Origin of the sequence: Planosporangium flavigriseum (genome assembly GCF_011947225.1) — a bacterium.
In the GTDB taxonomy this organism is placed as follows: Bacteria; Actinomycetota; Actinomycetes; order Mycobacteriales; family Micromonosporaceae; genus Planosporangium; species Planosporangium flavigriseum.
The window spans coordinates 272,207-288,039 of record NZ_JAATVW010000004.1 but is presented as its reverse complement, the minus strand read 5'-3'; the positions used below and the strand labels follow the sequence as shown (position 1 = coordinate 288,039).

At 72.0% G+C, this 15,833-nt stretch carries 13 protein-coding genes; 8 read left to right on the top strand and 5 right to left on the bottom strand.

Annotated elements, in window-relative coordinates:
• Positions 1-39 precede the first annotated feature (39 nt).
• A complete protein-coding gene (locus HC028_RS08400; RefSeq protein ID WP_203981134.1) occupies positions 40-312 on the bottom strand; it encodes a DUF1707 SHOCT-like domain-containing protein in 273 nt (90 codons plus the stop codon).
• A 155-nt stretch (positions 313-467) separates the two neighbouring features.
• On the opposite strand from HC028_RS08400, the gene HC028_RS08395 reads away from it, so the two are divergent.
• On the top strand, positions 468-899 hold the full coding sequence (locus HC028_RS08395; RefSeq protein ID WP_168074879.1) for a hypothetical protein: 432 nt from the start codon (positions 468-470) through the stop codon (positions 897-899).
• A 32-nt stretch (positions 900-931) separates the two neighbouring features.
• Here HC028_RS08395 and HC028_RS08390 read toward each other — a convergent pair whose 3' ends face one another.
• From HC028_RS08390 to dnaK, 4 genes are all read right to left on the bottom strand, one after another.
• Positions 932-1,360, bottom strand: a complete 429-nt coding sequence (locus HC028_RS08390) for a heat shock protein transcriptional repressor HspR (protein ID WP_168074877.1) — start codon at positions 1,358-1,360, stop codon at positions 932-934.
• A complete protein-coding gene (dnaJ, locus tag HC028_RS08385) occupies positions 1,357-2,577 on the bottom strand; it encodes a molecular chaperone DnaJ (protein ID WP_168074875.1) in 1,221 nt (406 codons plus the stop codon). The genes HC028_RS08390 and dnaJ overlap by 4 nt, the downstream gene beginning before the upstream one ends.
• Positions 2,578-2,653: 76 nt before the next feature.
• Positions 2,654-3,439, bottom strand: coding sequence for a nucleotide exchange factor GrpE (gene grpE / locus HC028_RS27465; protein WP_168074873.1), 786 nt, complete (start codon positions 3,437-3,439; stop codon positions 2,654-2,656).
• Positions 3,436-5,301, bottom strand: coding sequence for a molecular chaperone DnaK (gene dnaK, locus HC028_RS08375; RefSeq protein ID WP_168074871.1), 1,866 nt, complete (start codon positions 5,299-5,301; stop codon positions 3,436-3,438). The genes grpE and dnaK overlap by 4 nt, the downstream gene beginning before the upstream one ends.
• Positions 5,302-5,542: 241 nt before the next feature.
• Here dnaK and HC028_RS08370 point away from each other — a divergent pair, with 241 nt between their 5' ends.
• From HC028_RS08370 to HC028_RS08345, 7 genes are read left to right on the top strand one after another with little or no spacing between them, the layout of a single operon-like run.
• The gene (locus HC028_RS08370) at positions 5,543-7,474 is read left to right on the top strand and encodes an ABC transporter (RefSeq protein ID WP_203981135.1); all 1,932 of its coding nucleotides are present in this window, start codon (positions 5,543-5,545) and stop codon (positions 7,472-7,474) included.
• Positions 7,474-9,117, top strand: coding sequence for a GTPase (locus HC028_RS08365; protein ID WP_168074862.1), 1,644 nt, complete (start codon positions 7,474-7,476; stop codon positions 9,115-9,117). Before HC028_RS08370 ends, HC028_RS08365 begins: the two co-directional genes overlap by 1 nt.
• A 5-nt stretch (positions 9,118-9,122) precedes the next feature.
• Positions 9,123-10,004, top strand: a complete 882-nt coding sequence (locus HC028_RS08360; protein ID WP_168074860.1) for a fructosamine kinase family protein — start codon at positions 9,123-9,125, stop codon at positions 10,002-10,004.
• 28 nt (positions 10,005-10,032) lie between these two features.
• Positions 10,033-11,052, top strand: a complete 1,020-nt coding sequence (gene moaA, locus HC028_RS08355) for a GTP 3',8-cyclase MoaA (RefSeq protein ID WP_168074858.1) — start codon at positions 10,033-10,035, stop codon at positions 11,050-11,052.
• 9 nt (positions 11,053-11,061) lie between these two features.
• Positions 11,062-11,301, top strand: coding sequence for a MoaD/ThiS family protein (locus tag HC028_RS27000; RefSeq protein ID WP_203981136.1), 240 nt, complete (start codon positions 11,062-11,064; stop codon positions 11,299-11,301).
• A 39-nt stretch (positions 11,302-11,340) separates the two neighbouring features.
• Positions 11,341-12,537, top strand: a complete 1,197-nt coding sequence (locus tag HC028_RS08350) for a metallophosphoesterase (protein WP_203981144.1) — start codon at positions 11,341-11,343, stop codon at positions 12,535-12,537.
• 48 nt (positions 12,538-12,585) lie between these two features.
• Positions 12,586-15,801, top strand: coding sequence for a UvrD-helicase domain-containing protein (locus tag HC028_RS08345; RefSeq protein ID WP_168074856.1), 3,216 nt, complete (start codon positions 12,586-12,588; stop codon positions 15,799-15,801).
• Positions 15,802-15,833: the final 32 nt, after the last annotated feature.

The following is a 15,833-nucleotide window of genomic DNA, read 5'->3' as shown; positions in this document are numbered from 1 at the left end:
AGCAGCTCCAACGCCAGCAGCGGTACCGGTGCCGCACCGTCAGGTTGCCGCCTTCAGCACGTCGTCGATGTCGGCAGTAGCCCCGTCGGAAAGGATCAGCAGCGCATTGCCGGCCAGCACCTGCAGATCGGCCAGGTGCGGCTCCACCTCGCTGTACGCCCTGGCCCGCAGGACGGCGTCGACCCGCTCCGCACACTCCACAAGGGTGAGTCGGCCTTCAGCAAGGGCGGTGTTGAGCCACCCGACCACCCCCTCGCGGTCGGCGTCAGACAGCCGTAGCTCGCGGTTGCGTGGAATCGGTTCGCTGGTCACGCCACGGGAATCTACCGGGCCATGGCTCGAATGTCCGATCATGACGGTGCTGCCACTCTCGCACCTTCAGCCCTTCCATAGACCGGCGCTGACCAGCTACGGTGACGCCGATCCTGCCAGCACACAACGCAGCCGACTGGCCACAGGAGATAGCGGTGAGCCTTCAACCAGCGGCATTTCGCGGCTTCGCGAATCCCGTCGATCCGACTCCCGCAGAGCTGCGCGCCTGGGCCTACCACCCGGATGTCACGCTGCTCCACACCCTGCCACCGGACTGGGATCTGCTGGTCTCCGGCGACCGGCTCATCGGCACGCTCTTCGACATCGCCTCCGACCGCAGCTGCCCGGCCCGCCGCTTCGCCCTGCACTGTCTGTATATCTATGCGGCCGACGGTGTGCGCACCAACTTCCGGGCACACCCGCGTCGCCGGCTACGCAAGTTCGTCGAGAACGCCGAGCAGAACGGCGACGAGACGCTCGGCTTCTGGGCGCACAACGTCAGGATGCTGCTGGCCCGGCCCGAGCTGTTCGACTACCACGAGTGGTGCGAGGGCGGGCTCGTGCGCAACCCTCGCCGCATAGGCTGACACGGCACCCGGCCTGCGGGCAGCCGGCCGCGTCAGCGGCGTGGCCGCCACACGACCAGCGCCGTCTGGCTGGTGGTCATCGGCACCAGGTCCCGGCGCGGGAACGCCGTCGCCTCCAGCTCGGCAATACGCCGCCGCGCCTCGGCCAGCTCTTCCTGCGCCTCGGCCAGCCTCTCCTGCAGTTCGGCGACCAACTGTTCCAGGCCGATAATCCGCTTGACTCCGGCCAGGTTGACCCCGTCGTCCTGGCTCAACCGCTGGATCTCACGCAGCAGCGCGACGTCGCGCGGGCTGTATCGGCGGCCGCCGCCGGCCGACCGGCCGGGCTGCACCAGCCCGAGACGGTCGTACTGGCGCAGCGTCTGCGGGTGCATGCCGGCCATGCGGGCCGCCACCGAGATGAGCAGCACCTTGTCGTCGGACTCGATACCGATCATGATCTCTTCGACATGCTCGCTCATGGCCGGCTCCTTCCGCTCTCACCGGTCGCCCGACGGATCGCCGCGTCGAGGCGCTCGCGCGGCGCCGGCGGAGTCGCGTCGGCGAACTCCTGCAGCGCCTTCCTGGCCTGCTCGGACAGGTCCTTGGGCACCTGCACGTCCACGGTGACGAGCAGGTCTCCGGCCCGCCCGGAACGGGTGACGACACCCTTGCCGCGCACACGCAGCGTGCGGCCGCTCGGGGTGCCCGGCGGCACCCGCACCGTCACCGTGCCGTCGAGGGTCGGGACCCGAAGGTCGGTGCCGAAGACCGCCTCGGCGAAGGTGACCGGCACGGTCAGCGCGAGATCGTCACCCTTGCGCTCGAAGATGTCATCTCGCTTGACCCGAATCAACACGTACAGGTCACCGGGTGGGCCACCGCGCTCACCCGGCTCACCCCGGCCGGACAGCCGGATGCGCTGGCCGTCGCTCACGCCCTGCGGGATGCGGACGTTGAGGGTACGGGTCTTGGTGACCCCGCCGGTGCCGCGGCACTCGGGGCACTTGTCCTCGACGATGCTGCCGACGCCCTGGCACTCCCGGCAGGGCTCGGAGAAGCTGAAGGCACCCTGGTTGCTGGTGACCAGGCCGGTACCGTGGCAGGCCGCGCACGTACGCGGCTGGCTGCCCTTTGCCGCGCCGCTGCCCTGACAGGTCTCGCAGACGCCGGGCGTCCGCAGGGTGAGCGGCATGGTAGCGCCCTGGACCGCCTCGGCGAACGACAGGGTGAGCTCGGCTTCGACGTCCCGGCCGCGGCCCGCGCCCCGCCGGCCCGCCCCACCGCCGGAGAAGATCGAGCTGAACAGGTCGGAGAAGCCGGCACCGCCGAACCGCCGGTCGCCACCGGCGCCCGTGGACGCCCCGGCGTCAGCGCCGAACAGGTCGGACAGGTCGAAGGGGACACCCGCACCGCCCGGACCGCCGGCGCCCGCCCGGGCGCTACGCCGGAACGCGCCCGCCCCGAAGAGCGCGCGCATCTCGTCGTACTCCTTGCGTTTGCGCTCATCGGAGAGGACGCCGTACGCCTCGGAGACGTCCTTGAAGCGCGCCTCGGACTTCTTGTCGCCAGGGTTGTGGTCGGGGTGCAGCTCACGGGCGAGCTTGCGGTAAGCCTTCTTGATCTCGTCCGCGGAGGCCGACTTGGCGACGCCGAGGACGGCGTAGAAGTCCTTCTCCAGCCAGTCCTTGGAACTCACCGGGGTGCCTCCTGCTTGAGCTGATCACCGGTCGCGGTACCAGGGGTGGCGGCACCGCGACCGGCGCAACAATTGATCACTCGGGGTCGGCGACCGCGACCAGCGCCGGACGCAGCAACCGCTCGCCCAGCAGGTAGCCGCGCCGCATCACGTCGACGCAGGTCGGCTCGGTGACCTCGGCCGACGTGAGGTGGGCGACCGCCTCATGCCGGTTCGGGTCGAACGGGTCACCCTTTGATCCGAACGGGGTGAGCCCGAACTTGGACAGCGCGGCGACCAACTGGTCGGCCACCGTCCCGAACGGACCGACCAGGTCACCGTGGTCACGGGCCCGGTCCAGATCGTCGAGTACGGGCAGGAGAGCGGTCAGCAGGTTGCCGGTCGCCTGCTCCTGCACCAGCGCCCGGTCCCGCTCGACGCGCTTGCGGTAGTTGGCGAACTCGGCGCTGAGCCGCTGCAGGTCGCTCGTACGCTCGTCAAGCTCGGCCCGCAGCGCCGACAACTCGGCACCGAGCGGCTGCGCCGACCCCGCCTGCTCGTCCGCTGGTTCGGTCGCCGCCGCCCCGGATGCGTGGTTGCCCGTGCCGTCGGCAGTCGGCGTGCCCTCCTGGGTCTGCGCCGCTTCGGCAACCCCGTTCTGGCCCTGCTCCTCGCCACCGGCGGCTTCCGTGGTCGTGCTCTTCGCGTGCTTTCCGTCAGACACTTTGATCTTCCGCTTGTCCCGGATGACGACCCGTTCCTGTCCCGCCTCCGCCGGCACACCCCCGCTCTGGGCGTGCCGGCCGGAGTCGCCGGGGCCCGGCCGGCGCGACTCGGTCGCGTCCGGCCGGGAACCGTCGGTGTGGCGGGGGTTCTCGGTCACCGCTTGTCGTCCTCGTCGACGATCTCGGCGTCCACGACATCGTCCTTGGCCCCCTGCGCGCCCGCACCGGTCGCGCCGCCGGCCGCACCGGCGCCCGCGTCCGCTCCGGGGCCGCCCGCGCTCGCCGACGGCTGCTCGTACAGCGCGGCGCCGGCCTTCTGCGAGACCGTGGCGAGCTTCTCCTGGGCCTGCTTGATCTTCTCGATGTCGGATCCACCGAGCGCGCCACGCAGCTCACCGAGCGCCTCGTTGATCTCGTCCCGGGCCTCCGAGGGCAGCTTGTCGCCACTCTCGGCCAGGAACTTCTCGGTCTGCCACTGCAGCGCCTCGGCGAGGTTGCGGGTCTCCGCCTCCTCCTTGCGCCGCTTGTCCTCCTCGGCGTGCGACTCGGCGTCGCGCATCATCCGCTCGATGTCGTCCTTCGGCAGCGCCGAGCCGCCGGTGATCGTCATCGACTGCACCGTGCCGGTGCCGAGGTCCTTGGCGGACACGTGCACGATGCCGTTGGCGTCGATGTCGAAGGTGACCTCGATCTGCGGCACGCCGCGCGGCGCCGGCGGCAGGCCGGTCAGCTCGAACGTGCCGAGCTTCTTGTTGTACGCCGCGATCTCGCGCTCACCCTGGAAGACCTGGATCAGCACGGACGGCTGGTTGTCGTCGGCCGTCGTGAAGATCTCCGAGCGCTTGGTCGGGATTGTCGTGTTGCGCTCGATGAGCTTGGTGAAGATGCCGCCCTTGGTCTCGATGCCCAGCGACAGCGGGGTGACGTCGAGCAGGAGGACGTCCTTGACCTCGCCCTTGAGCACACCGGCCTGCAGCGCGGCGCCGACGGCCACGACCTCGTCCGGGTTGACGCCCTTGTTGGGCTCCTTGCCGGTGAGCTGCTTGACCAGATCGGACACGGCCGGCATACGGGTCGAGCCACCGACCAGGATGACGTGTTCGACGTCGCCGACGCGGATACCCGCGTCCTTGATCGCCTGCTCGAACGGGCCCTTGCAGGCGTCCAGCAGGTCCTGGGTCATCCGCTGGAACTCGGCGCGCGACAGCTGCGTGTCGAGGTGCAGGGGACCAGCCTCACCAGCGGTGATGTAGGGCAGGTTAATGCTGGTCGTGGTCGCGGCGGACAGCTCGATCTTGGCCTTCTCGGCCGCTTCCCGCAGGCGCTGCATCGCCATCTTGTCCTGCGACAGGTCGATGCCGTGCTGTCCGCGGAACGTCTTGACCAGGTGGTCCATGATCCGCTCGTCCCAGTCGTCGCCGCCGAGGTGGTTGTTACCGGCGGTGGCCTTCACCTCGATGACGCCCTCGCCGAGCTCCAGCAGCGACACGTCGAACGTGCCACCACCGAGGTCGAAGACCAGGACGGTCTGCTCCTTGGAGCCCTTGTCCAGCCCGTAGGCCAGCGCCGCGCCGGTGGGCTCGTTGACGATGCGCAGGACGTTGAAGCCCGCGATCTCGCCGGCCTCCTTGGTCGCCTGCCGCTGCGCGTCGTTGAAGTAGGCCGGGACGGTGATCACGGCGTCGGTGATCTGCTCACCGAGGTAGGACTCGGCGTCCCGCTTGAGCTTCATGAGCACCCGCGCGGAGATCTCCTGCGGGGTGTACTTCTTACCGTCTATGTCGATCGACCAGTTGGTGCCCATCTCGCGCTTGACCGAGCGGATGGTCCGGTCGGGGTTGGTCACCGCCTGACGCTTGGCGACCTCACCCACGAGCACCTCGCCGTTACGGGCGAACGCGACGATCGACGGCGTCGTCCGGGCCCCCTCGGCGTTCGCGATCACAGTGGGCTCGCCGCCTTCGAGGACGCTGACCACCGAGTTGGTGGTGCCGAGGTCGATACCGACCGCACGTGCCATGTTCTTCGTTCCTCCAGTGGCCAGGGGGCATCCCCGTCGTTAACTTGAGTGGACCGGGCTCAATACTGCCATGGTTGAGCCAACCTCGCGCAAGCCTAGTCACCATCCGGTGATCTGAACGACACCCGCGGCAAATACTCGACGGCCAGCAACAGCTGGACGGCGGACAATCGGGCAAAAGGATCGACATATACGCACCCCCGCATTGTCGGCAGAGGCTGCGATCGTGCACCCTTGACCCGTGACCACGCAGGGCGAACCGGCAACCGTGCGCGCCAGCCGGCCCCAGCCGGCGGGCGAACCGAGCGTCGCCCCGGCCGGTGCCGTTCCCGCCGCTCGGAGCGAGCCGACGGTGCCCGCGCCGGCCGACTCCGCCGCTGTCGAGCCAGCCTCCGTTGAACCCCGCGCTGTCGAGCCGGCCGGCGTCGGCGCACTGATCACCAGTCTGACCGCGCTGCGCGAGACGATCGCCGGTGTCCGGTACCCACTGGCGCTACCCGAAGCCGGCGAGGCCACCCGCGCCGCCGACGCCATTCGTGATCAGCTCGACGACTACCTGCTCCCCCGGCTCGGACGCCTGGACGCACCGCTGCTGGTGGTCGTCGGCGGCTCGACCGGAGCGGGCAAGTCGACGCTGGTCAACAGCCTCGTACAGGCGCCGGTCAGCGCCGCCGGTGTCCTACGCCCGACCACCCGGGCGCCCGTTCTCGTCTGCCACCCCCAGGACGCGCCGTGGTTCACCGAGGCGCGCCTGCTTCCCGGGCTCGTCCGAACCACCAACCGTCCGGCCGGGCATGACAGCCTCCAGGTCATCTCGGCCCAGGGGCTGACGCCGGGCCTGGCGTTCCTGGACGCGCCCGACATCGACTCGGTGGTCGACGCCAACCGTGCGCTGGCCGTACAACTGCTCGCCGCCGCGGATCTTTGGCTCTTCGTGACCACGGCCGCTCGGTACGCGGACGCCGTGCCGTGGGAGCTTCTGCGCAACGCGAGCACCCGGGGCACCGCCGTCGCGCTCGTCCTCGACCGGGTGCCGCCGGGTGCCGCCGACGCCATCGGGCCGCATCTGACCGGCATGCTCCGCGCCAACGAGCTGGGCGCGGCGCCCCTGTTCGTACTCCCGGAAACCCAGCTGGAGGCGCAGGGCCTGCTACCGGACCGGATCGTGTCGCCGCTGCGGAACTGGTTCGCGGAGCTGGCGAAGTCCGCCGACGCCCGGTCCGCGGTCGTCCGCCAGACCGTCGACGGAGCCCTCGCCGCGCTGGGCCCTGCCGTCGATCACCTCGCCGAGGCCGCCGAGGAGCAGGTCAATGTCGGGGCCACGCTGGCCGCCGGAGTGGCGGCCGCATACGGAGACGCCGAGGCAGCTGCCAACCAGGGCGTACGCGACGGCACGCTGCTGCGGGGCGAAGTCCTCGCCCGTTGGCAGGAACTCGTGGGCACCGGCGAGCTGATGCGCGGGCTGCAGGCGCGGGTGGGTTGGCTGCGCGACCGGCTGACGGCCGCGGTGACCGGCCGCCCCGACCCGGGCGAGCGACTGCAGGCGGCGCTGGGTTCCGGAGTCGTCACGCTGGTGACCAACGCCGCCGCGGATGCCGCGGAGCGGTCGGTCGCGGCCTGGCGGGTACACCCGGCCGGCGCCGGCCTCCTGGAGACGGCGGGCGCCGACCTGGGCGCACCCTCGGCAGACCTGCGCGAGCGCACCGAGCGGCTGGTACGCGACTGGCAGCGGGGCGTGCTCGAGCTCGTACGCGCGCAGGCCGGCGACAAACGCGCGTTCGCGCGAGTCAGCGCGCTGGCGGTCAACGCCACCGGCCTGCTGGTGATGACAGGCGTCTTCGTCGCCACCTCGCTGATCCCGACCGGTCTCGAGGTGGCGGTGGCCGGCGGCACGACGGTGGCCGCGCAGAAGGTCCTGGAAGCGATCTTCGGTGACCAGGCGATCCGGGACCTCGCCGAGAAGGCGCGGCAGGACCTGTCGACGCGCATCCACGAGCTGCTCGCCGGCGAGGCCGGCCGCTTCCTGTCCGTACTCGACAGTGCCGGCGGCGACCCGACGGCCGCCGACCGGCTGCGCCGGGTCGCCGCGGACGTGACGGCCGCGCGCGCCGCTACGCCGCTAGCTGGGGGCACCGGGCTGCCGCAGCTCACGCTGGACGGGGTGCAGCACTGATGCTGGAGATGTTGCGAGGCAGCGACACCGCTCCCGGTGCGTCGGAGGTTCCCGGACGGGTCGAGGCGCTGCGCCGGTTTCTGCGCGCCGTCGACGGCCACCTGCCCGAGCAGCGACTGGTGGGCGCCCGTACGGTCGTCGACCACGCCGGGGAGCGGCTGCGGCTGTCGGGTGAGCACAGCGTGGTGGCCCTGGCCGGCGCGACCGGCAGCGGCAAGTCGAGCCTGTTCAACGCGCTGGCCCGGCTGCAGCTGTCACCGGTCGGCGTGCGCCGTCCGACCACCGGCGTGGCACACGCCTGCGTGTGGGGGCCCGAGCACGGCGGCGAACTGCTCGACTGGCTGGGCGTACCCCCGTCCAGGCGGTTCCGGCGGGAGAGCGCCCTGGACGGCGACGACGAGCGGACACTGCGCGGCCTCATCCTGCTCGACCTGCCCGACTTCGACTCCGTCGAGAAGGCGCACCGGATCGAGGTGGACCGGCTGTTGTCCCTGGTCGACCTCGTCGTGTGGGTTCTCGACCCACAGAAGTACGCCGACCGGGTGGTGCACGAGCAGTACCTGTCGCGCTTCGCCCGGCACCGTGACGTCACCGCCGTCGTGCTCAACCAGGCCGACCGATTGAGCCCGGCCGACGCCGAGCGCTGCCTCGACGACCTGAAGCGGCTGCTGGTCGCCGACGGGCTCGGCGGCGTACCGGTGTTCGCCACGTCGGCGGCGGAGCGGCCGGGGACGCTACCGCTGCGCGAGATGCTGGAGAGCACGGTCGCCAAGCGGCAGGCGGCGCTGCTGCGGCTCGGCGGCGACGTGGACGGCGTCGTGTCCGACCTGGCGCCGCTGGTCGGTCCGGAGGCGGCCGAGCACAGCGTCGACCGCGAGGCGATCCGCACGCTCACCGGCACGCTGGCCGCCGCGGCCGGGGTACCGGTCGTCGCGGACGCCGCCGAGCGGGCGTACACGCACCGCGCCGTCGGCGCGATGGGCTGGCCGGTGTCGCGCTGGCTGCGCCGGCTACGGCCGGACCCGCTGCGGCGCTTGCACCTCGGCGAAGCCGAGCAGGCAGAGGTCGTCGCGCCCACCTCACTGCCCCCGGCGGCACCGGCCGAGCGCGCGGCGGTCGGGCTCGCGCTGCGAGCTCTCGGCGAGCGGACCGGCGCGGGGCTGCCCGAGCCCTGGCCGGCGGCGCTCCTCGTCGCGGCGCGCTCCCGCGCCGACGACCTGCCCGACGCGTTGGACCGGGCGGTGGCAGGCGCCGAGCTCGGCATGGGCCGCCAACCACTGTGGTGGCGGGTCGTCGGCGCGGTGCAGTGGCTGGCCGCCCTCGCCGCGCTGGCCGGCCTGCTGTGGCTGGCGGTCCGGTACGTGTTCTTCGCCCTCGCGCTGCCCGACCTGACCGGCCCGCACGTCGGCCGGCTGCCGCTGGCGACCGCGCTGCTGTTCGGCGGCCTGCTGGCCGGCCTGCTGGTGTCCATCGTGGTCCGGCCGCTGATCCGCTTCGGCGCGCAACGGGCCGGGACGCGGGTGCGCACGCGCCTGCACGACGCGGTCAAGGAAGTGGCCCGGGACCTGGTGGTCGCGCCCGTACGGGAAGTGCTGCACGCGTACGCGGACGCCCGGGCCGCCCTGCGAGCGGCGGGCCGGTAACCACCGTGGACCTGGCGTACCTGCGAGAGCACCCGCACCACCTCCCGACGTTCCTGACGCACCAGCGGATCCGGGAGACTCCGGTCGCGGGTGGCTCGATCTGCACCGCCAGCCGGCTCACGTTCGACACCGGAGAGTCGGTGTTCACCAAGTCGCTCGAGAGCGCGCCGTCCGGCTTCTTCGCCGCCGAGGCCGACGGGCTGCGCTGGCTGCGCGCGGCCGACGCGGTGCCCGTACCCGAGGTCATCGCCGAGCTACCCGGAATGCTGGCGCTGGAGTGGGTCGAGCCGGCGCGGCCGGGGCCGGCAGCCGCCGAGCGGCTGGGGCGCGAGTTGGCGGCGCTGCACCGCGCCGGGGCGCCGGCGTTCGGTGCCGACTGGCCCGGCTACATCGGCTCGCTACCGATGCCCAACGAGCCGTCCGCCGGGCCGTGGCCCGCGTGGTTCGCCGCCAACCGGCTGGTGCCCTACCTGCGGATGTCCCTCGACAACGGCGCACTGTCGTGCGCCGACGCCGCCCGGGTCGACCGGATCATCGAGAACATCGACGCGTACGCGGGCGAAGCGGGCGCGGAGCCGCCCGCGCGTACCCACGGCGACCTGTGGCCGGGCAACCTGCTGTGGTCGGCCGACCGGGTATGGCTGGTAGACCCGGCGGCCCACGGCGGCCACCGCGAGACCGACCTCGCGCTGCTGGCGCTGTTCGGCGGGGCGCCCCACTTGGAACGGATCGTGGCCGCCTACGACGAGGCCTGGCCGCTGGCTGCCGGGTGGCGCGAGCGGGTTCCCCTGCACCAGCTGTACCTGCTGCTCGTGCACACGGCGCTGTTCGACGGGGCGTACCGGTCCTCGGTGCTGGCCGCAGCCGACGCGGTTGGTGGGTACTGATGTCGTACGCAGCGGGTACGGTGCCATCATGACCACCGAGGCGGGGTTGATTGATCGGTACGGGCGCGTCGCGACTGACCTGCGCGTCTCCCTCACCGATCGGTGCAACCTGCGCTGCACGTACTGCATGCCCCCGGAAGGCCTGCCCTGGCTGCCCGGGCCCGATCTGCTGACCACAGACGAGATCGGGCGGCTGGTGCGCGTCGCGGTGGAGCGCCTGGGCGTCCGCGAAGTCCGGTTCACCGGCGGCGAGCCGCTGCTCCGCCAGGGGCTGGTGGGCATCGTCGAGGCCGCGGCGGCGCTCCAGCCGCGTCCCCGCCTGTCGCTGACGACCAACGCGATCGGTCTGGAGCGGCTGGCCGGACCACTTGCGGCGGCCGGGCTGGATCGGGTCAACGTCTCGCTCGACACGCTCGACGCCGACCGGTTCAGCCAGCTCGCCCACCGCCGGCGGCTCCACGACACGCTCGCCGGGATCGCCGCGGCCGAGGCCGCCGGGTTGAAACCCATAAAGATCAACACTGTCCTGATGCGCGGCATCAACGAGGACGAGGCCGTGCCGCTGCTGGCGTTCGCCCTGCAGCGGGGGTACGAGCTGCGGTTCATCGAGCAGATGCCGCTCGACGCCGGCCACACCTGGCGGCGCGAGAACATGGTCACGGCCGACGAGATCCTGGCCCGGCTCCGGCAGGCGTACGAACTGCTGCCCGACCCGGCCGAGCGCGGCGGCGCGCCCGCGGAGACCTGGCTGGTCGCCGGCCACGTGACGCCGGACGGCGCGCCGGCCCGGGTCGGCGTGATCGCGAGCGTGAGCCAGCCGTTCTGCCGCGCCTGCGACCGCACCCGGCTGACCGCCGACGGGGCCGTGCGCAACTGCCTGTTCAGCCGGGAGGAGACCAGCCTGCGGGACGTGCTGCGGGCGGGCGGCTCCGACGACGACCTGGCAGGGCTGTGGCGCGAGGCGATGTGGGGCAAGCTGCCCGGGCACGGCATCAACGATCCGTCGTTCCTGCAGCCAGCCCGTCCTATGTCTGCGATCGGGGGCTGAGCCGGGGCGATGGTCACGGTGCGATACTTCGCCGGCGCGCGTGCCGCGGCCGGCACGATGGAGGAGCAGGTCGAAGCGGCGACGCTCGACCAACTCGTCGAGGCGCTGTCCGCCAAGCACGGCCCGGGCCTGGAAAAGGTCTTCGCGGTCGCGTCGTTCCTCGTCGACGAGCAGGTCTGCCGCGACTGGCAGGCCGCGCTGCCCGCGGACGCCACCGTCGACGTGCTCCCGCCGTTCGCGGGCGGCTGACCCGTGATCGTCGCAGCGTTCCTGCTCATCGTCGCGCTGATGGTGGGCGTGATCCACTGGTACCTGTGGCGTCGGCTGGTACGCGACACCACCCGGCCGGGGCCCTGGCGCCGCGCCGGCACGGTCCTGATCGTCGTGCTGGCCCTGCTGGCACCCACCACGGTCATCGCCGGACGCACGTTGCCGATGGCGCAGCAGCGCGTGCTCGCCTGGCCCGGCTACCTGTGGCTGTCGGTGATGTTCCTGGCGTTCAGCATCCTCCTGGTGCTGGAGCTACCGCGCCTCGCGCTGCGCCCCTGGGTCCGGGGCGCCCGGAGGGACGTCGCCGAGCCGGCACCGGCCCTGGTCGGCGCGGATCAGAGCACCGCCACCCCGCAGCCCGGAACCGTGGAACCCGCCACACCCGACCTGCCCGACCCGTCCCGGCGGCTCCTGCTGGCTCGCTCCGCGGCGATCGTCGCCGGCTTGACCGCCGTCGGGACGACCGCCGTCGGCACCCACACCGCGCTCAGCGCGCCCCGGGTGGCCCGGCAGCAGATCAGCCTGCGCAAGCTGCCCCGGAGCATGGACGGGTTCCGGATCGCCGTGGTCTCCGACATCCACCTCGGCCCGCTCCTCGGCCGCGGCCACACCCAGCGCATCGTCGACATCATCAACCGGCTCGACGCCGACCTCGTCACCGTCGTCGGTGACCTCGTCGACGGCACCGTGGCCGAACTGGGCAGCGCGGCGCAGCCCCTGGCGGGGCTCCGAAGCCGGCGCGGGTCGTTCTTCGTCACCGGCAACCACGAGTACTTCTCCGGTTTCCAGGAGTGGATCCCCGAGGTCGAGTCGTTCGGCCTGACCGTGCTGCGCAACCAGCGGGTCGAGATCGACGGCCTCGACCTGGCCGGCGTCAACGACGTGACCGGCGGCAACTACGGCGACGGGCCGGACTACGAGCGGGCCCTGAGCGGCCGTGACCCGGCGAAGCCGGTGGTCCTCATGGCCCACCAGCCGATCCAGGTCACCGATGCACAAAAGCACGGCGTCGACCTGCAACTGTCCGGCCACACCCACGGTGGGCAGATCTTCCCGTTCAGCTACCTGGTACGCCTGCAGCAGCCGGTGATCTCCGGGTACGCCCGCTTCGGGGACACACAGCTCTATGTCACCCGCGGCGCCGGCTTCTGGGGCCCGCCGGTCCGCGTCGGCGCCCCGCCGGACGTCACCCTGATCGAGCTGCGCGCTGAGTAAAAGCGTGCCGGTACGCAACTGCGACACGCACTGTGACTAGGATGGCTCGTGCCCTCGTACGTGGCGGACTTGCACATCCACTCCAAGTACTCGCGCGCCTGCAGTCGTGACCTCAATCTCGACAACCTGAGCTGGTGGGCGCGGCGCAAGGGCATCACCCTCCTGGGCACTGGCGACTTCACCCACCCGGCCTGGCACGATCACCTCCGCGAGTCGCTGGTCCCGGCCGAGCCGGGCCTCTACCGACTGCACCCGGATCGCGAGGCGGAGGTGCTGCGTACGCTGCCACCGCGCCTCGCCGCCGAGGACGTGCCCGTCCGGTTCATGCTCTCGGTGGAGATCTCGACGATCTACAAGCGCGGCGACCGTACCCGCAAGGTCCACCACCTGATCTACTTGCCCGACCTCGACGCGGTGGCCCGGTTCAACACCGCGCTGGGGCGCATCGGCAACCTCGGGGCCGACGGCCGGCCGATCCTCGGCCTCGACTCCCGCGACCTGCTCGAGATCACCCTGGAGGCCAGCCCCGACGGGTACCTGGTGCCGGCGCACATCTGGACGCCCTGGTTCTCGGCGCTCGGCTCGAAGTCGGGCTTCGACGCGATCGCCGACTGCTACGCCGACCTGGCCGACAACATCTTCGCGGTCGAGACCGGGCTCTCCTCGGACCCCGAGATGAACTGGCGGGTATCCAGCCTCGACCGGTACCGCCTGGTCTCCAACTCCGACGCCCACTCCGCCCCTGCGCTCGCCCGCGAGGCGACCGTCCTCACCGCCGATCTTGACTACTACGCGGTGAAAAACGCGCTGCGCACCGGTGACGGACTGCACGGCACGATCGAGTTCTTCCCCGAAGAGGGCAAGTACCACGCGGACGGCCACCGGGCGTGCAAGGTCAACTGGGAGCCGGCGCGCAGCCGCGAGGCCGGCGGCCGCTGCCCCGTGTGCGGCAAGCCGCTCACCATCGGGGTCCTGCACCGGGTCGAGGAGCTGGCCGACCGGCCTTCCGGCTACCGGCCAGAGCCTGCCCCGACCGTCGAGCACCTGATCCAGCTCGCCGAGATCCTCGGCGAGATCAACCGGGTCGGCCCGAAGTCCAAGACCGTCACCGGCCAGCTCAACACGCTCGTCGCCGCCCTCGGGCCGGAGCTTTCGATCCTGCGCCACGCCCCGCTCGACGAGGTGACCCGCGTCGGCGGCGAACTGCTGGGCGAGGCGATCGGCCGGCTGCGCGCGGGCCGGGTGCACCGCACCGCCGGTTACGACGGCGAGTACGGCGTGATCCGGCTCTTCGAGCCCGACGAGTTACACGTCGACGCGGGCGCCGACACGCTCTTCGACGTACCCGTGCCAAAACAGCGGTCGAAGCCGAAGCCGAAGCCGACCCCGGCGGCCGGCGCTGCGCCGAAAGCCAAGAAGGCCACCCCCAAGCAGCGCAAGAGCGAGACGCCACCACCGCCGCTCGCCCCGCAGCAGTCACCCCACGAGCCGTTCGAGCCGATGCTCGCCGGCATGGAGGAGGTCGGCACCGGGCTGCTGGACCGGCTGGACGCCATGCAGCGGGTGGCCGCGTCCGCACCGGGCGGCCCGATGCTGATCGTCGCCGGCCCCGGCACGGGTAAGACCCGTACGCTCACCCACCGGATCGCGTACCTCTGCGCCGAGTTAGGCGTCTTCCCCGAGCAGTGCCTGGCGATCACGTTCACCCGCCGGGCCGCCGAGGAGCTGCGCCAGCGCCTGGACGGGCTGCTCGGGCCGGTCGCCGAGGACATCACGGTCAGCACGTTCCACGCCCTGGGCCTCGCGATCCTGCGGGATAACGCGGCGGCGGTCGGGCTGTCGCCTGAGTTCCGCATCGCCGAGGAGGCCGAGCGGCTGGCGGTCGCCGCGGAGGTGTCCGGGCTGGGGGAGGCGGCGTCGGAGCGGGACGTGCGCCGGGCGCTCGCCGACGTGGCCGGAAGCGACGCCTACGGGAAGGCGCTCCGCGCCAGAGACCTCGTCGACCTCGACGAACTGGTCTCGTTGCCGGTGTCCCTGCTGACCACCTCGCCCTCGCTGGCCGACGAGTACCGGGCGCGCTGGCGGTGGATCTTCGTCGACGAGTACCAGGACGTCGACCCGGTTCAGTACGCGCTGCTGCGCCTGCTGTGCCCACCGGACGGCAACCTGTACGCGATCGGCGACCCCGACCAGGCGATCTACTCGTTCCGCGGCGCCGAGGTGTCGTTCTTCCTGCGGTTCGCGTCCGACTTCACCGATGCCCGGATGGTCCGGCTCACCCGCAACTACCGCTCCTCGGCGCCGATCCTCGCCACCGCGTGCCAGGCCATCGCCCCGACGACGCTCGTACCGGGGCGCCGCCTCGACCCGGCCCGCGTGGATCCAGAGGCGCCGCAGGTCGTGCTGTACTCCGCGCCGTCCGTGGCCGACGAGGCCGACTTCGTCGTCCGTACGATCGACGAACTGGTCGGCGGCGTGTCGCACCGTTCGCTGGACTCCGGCCGGGTCGACTCGCGGTCCACCCCGGACGGCGGGCTGTCGTTCTCCGACATCGCGGTGCTGTACCGCACCGACGCGCAGGCAGCAGCAATCGTCGACGCGCTGTCGCGGGCCGGGATCCCGGTCCAGAAGCGCTCGCACGACCGGCTGCTCGACCGGCCCGGCGTCGCGGCGCTCGCCCGGGAGGTGCGCTTCGCCACCGGGCTGTCCGGCTCGCTTGCGGCTCGCGTACGGCTGGTCGGGCAGGTCCTCGCGGCGCGCTGCGACCAGCCGGCGCTCGACGACACGGACCACGGCCTGCGACCCGAAGATGTCCACATGGCCGTCGACCTGCTCACCCCGCTCGCGCTGCGCTGCGGCGACGACCTGGAGCGGTTCCTGCGCGAACTGGCGACCGGCGCGGAGGTCGACGCCCTGGACCCACGGGCCGACCGGGTCGCGCTGCTGACCCTGCACGCCGCCAAGGGCCTGGAGTTCCCGGTGGTGTTCCTGGTCGGCTGTGAGGACGGCCTGCTGCCGCTGCGGCATCCCGGCGCCGAGCTCAGCGACGACGACATCGCCGAGGAGCGGCGGCTGTTCTTCGTCGGCCTGACCCGCGCGCAGGACCGGCTGTACCTCAGCCACACCCGCAAGCGCTTCCGTCACGGCTCGGAGCGGGAGATGGCACCGTCACCGTTCCTGTCGTCGATCGACCCCGGGCTGTTGGAGCGGCGGGGCGGCGACGCGCCCCGTAAGCCGCGGGACCGGCAGCTCCGGCTGCTCTGATCCCCTCTTGCTGAACAGGGGCGGTTTACCGG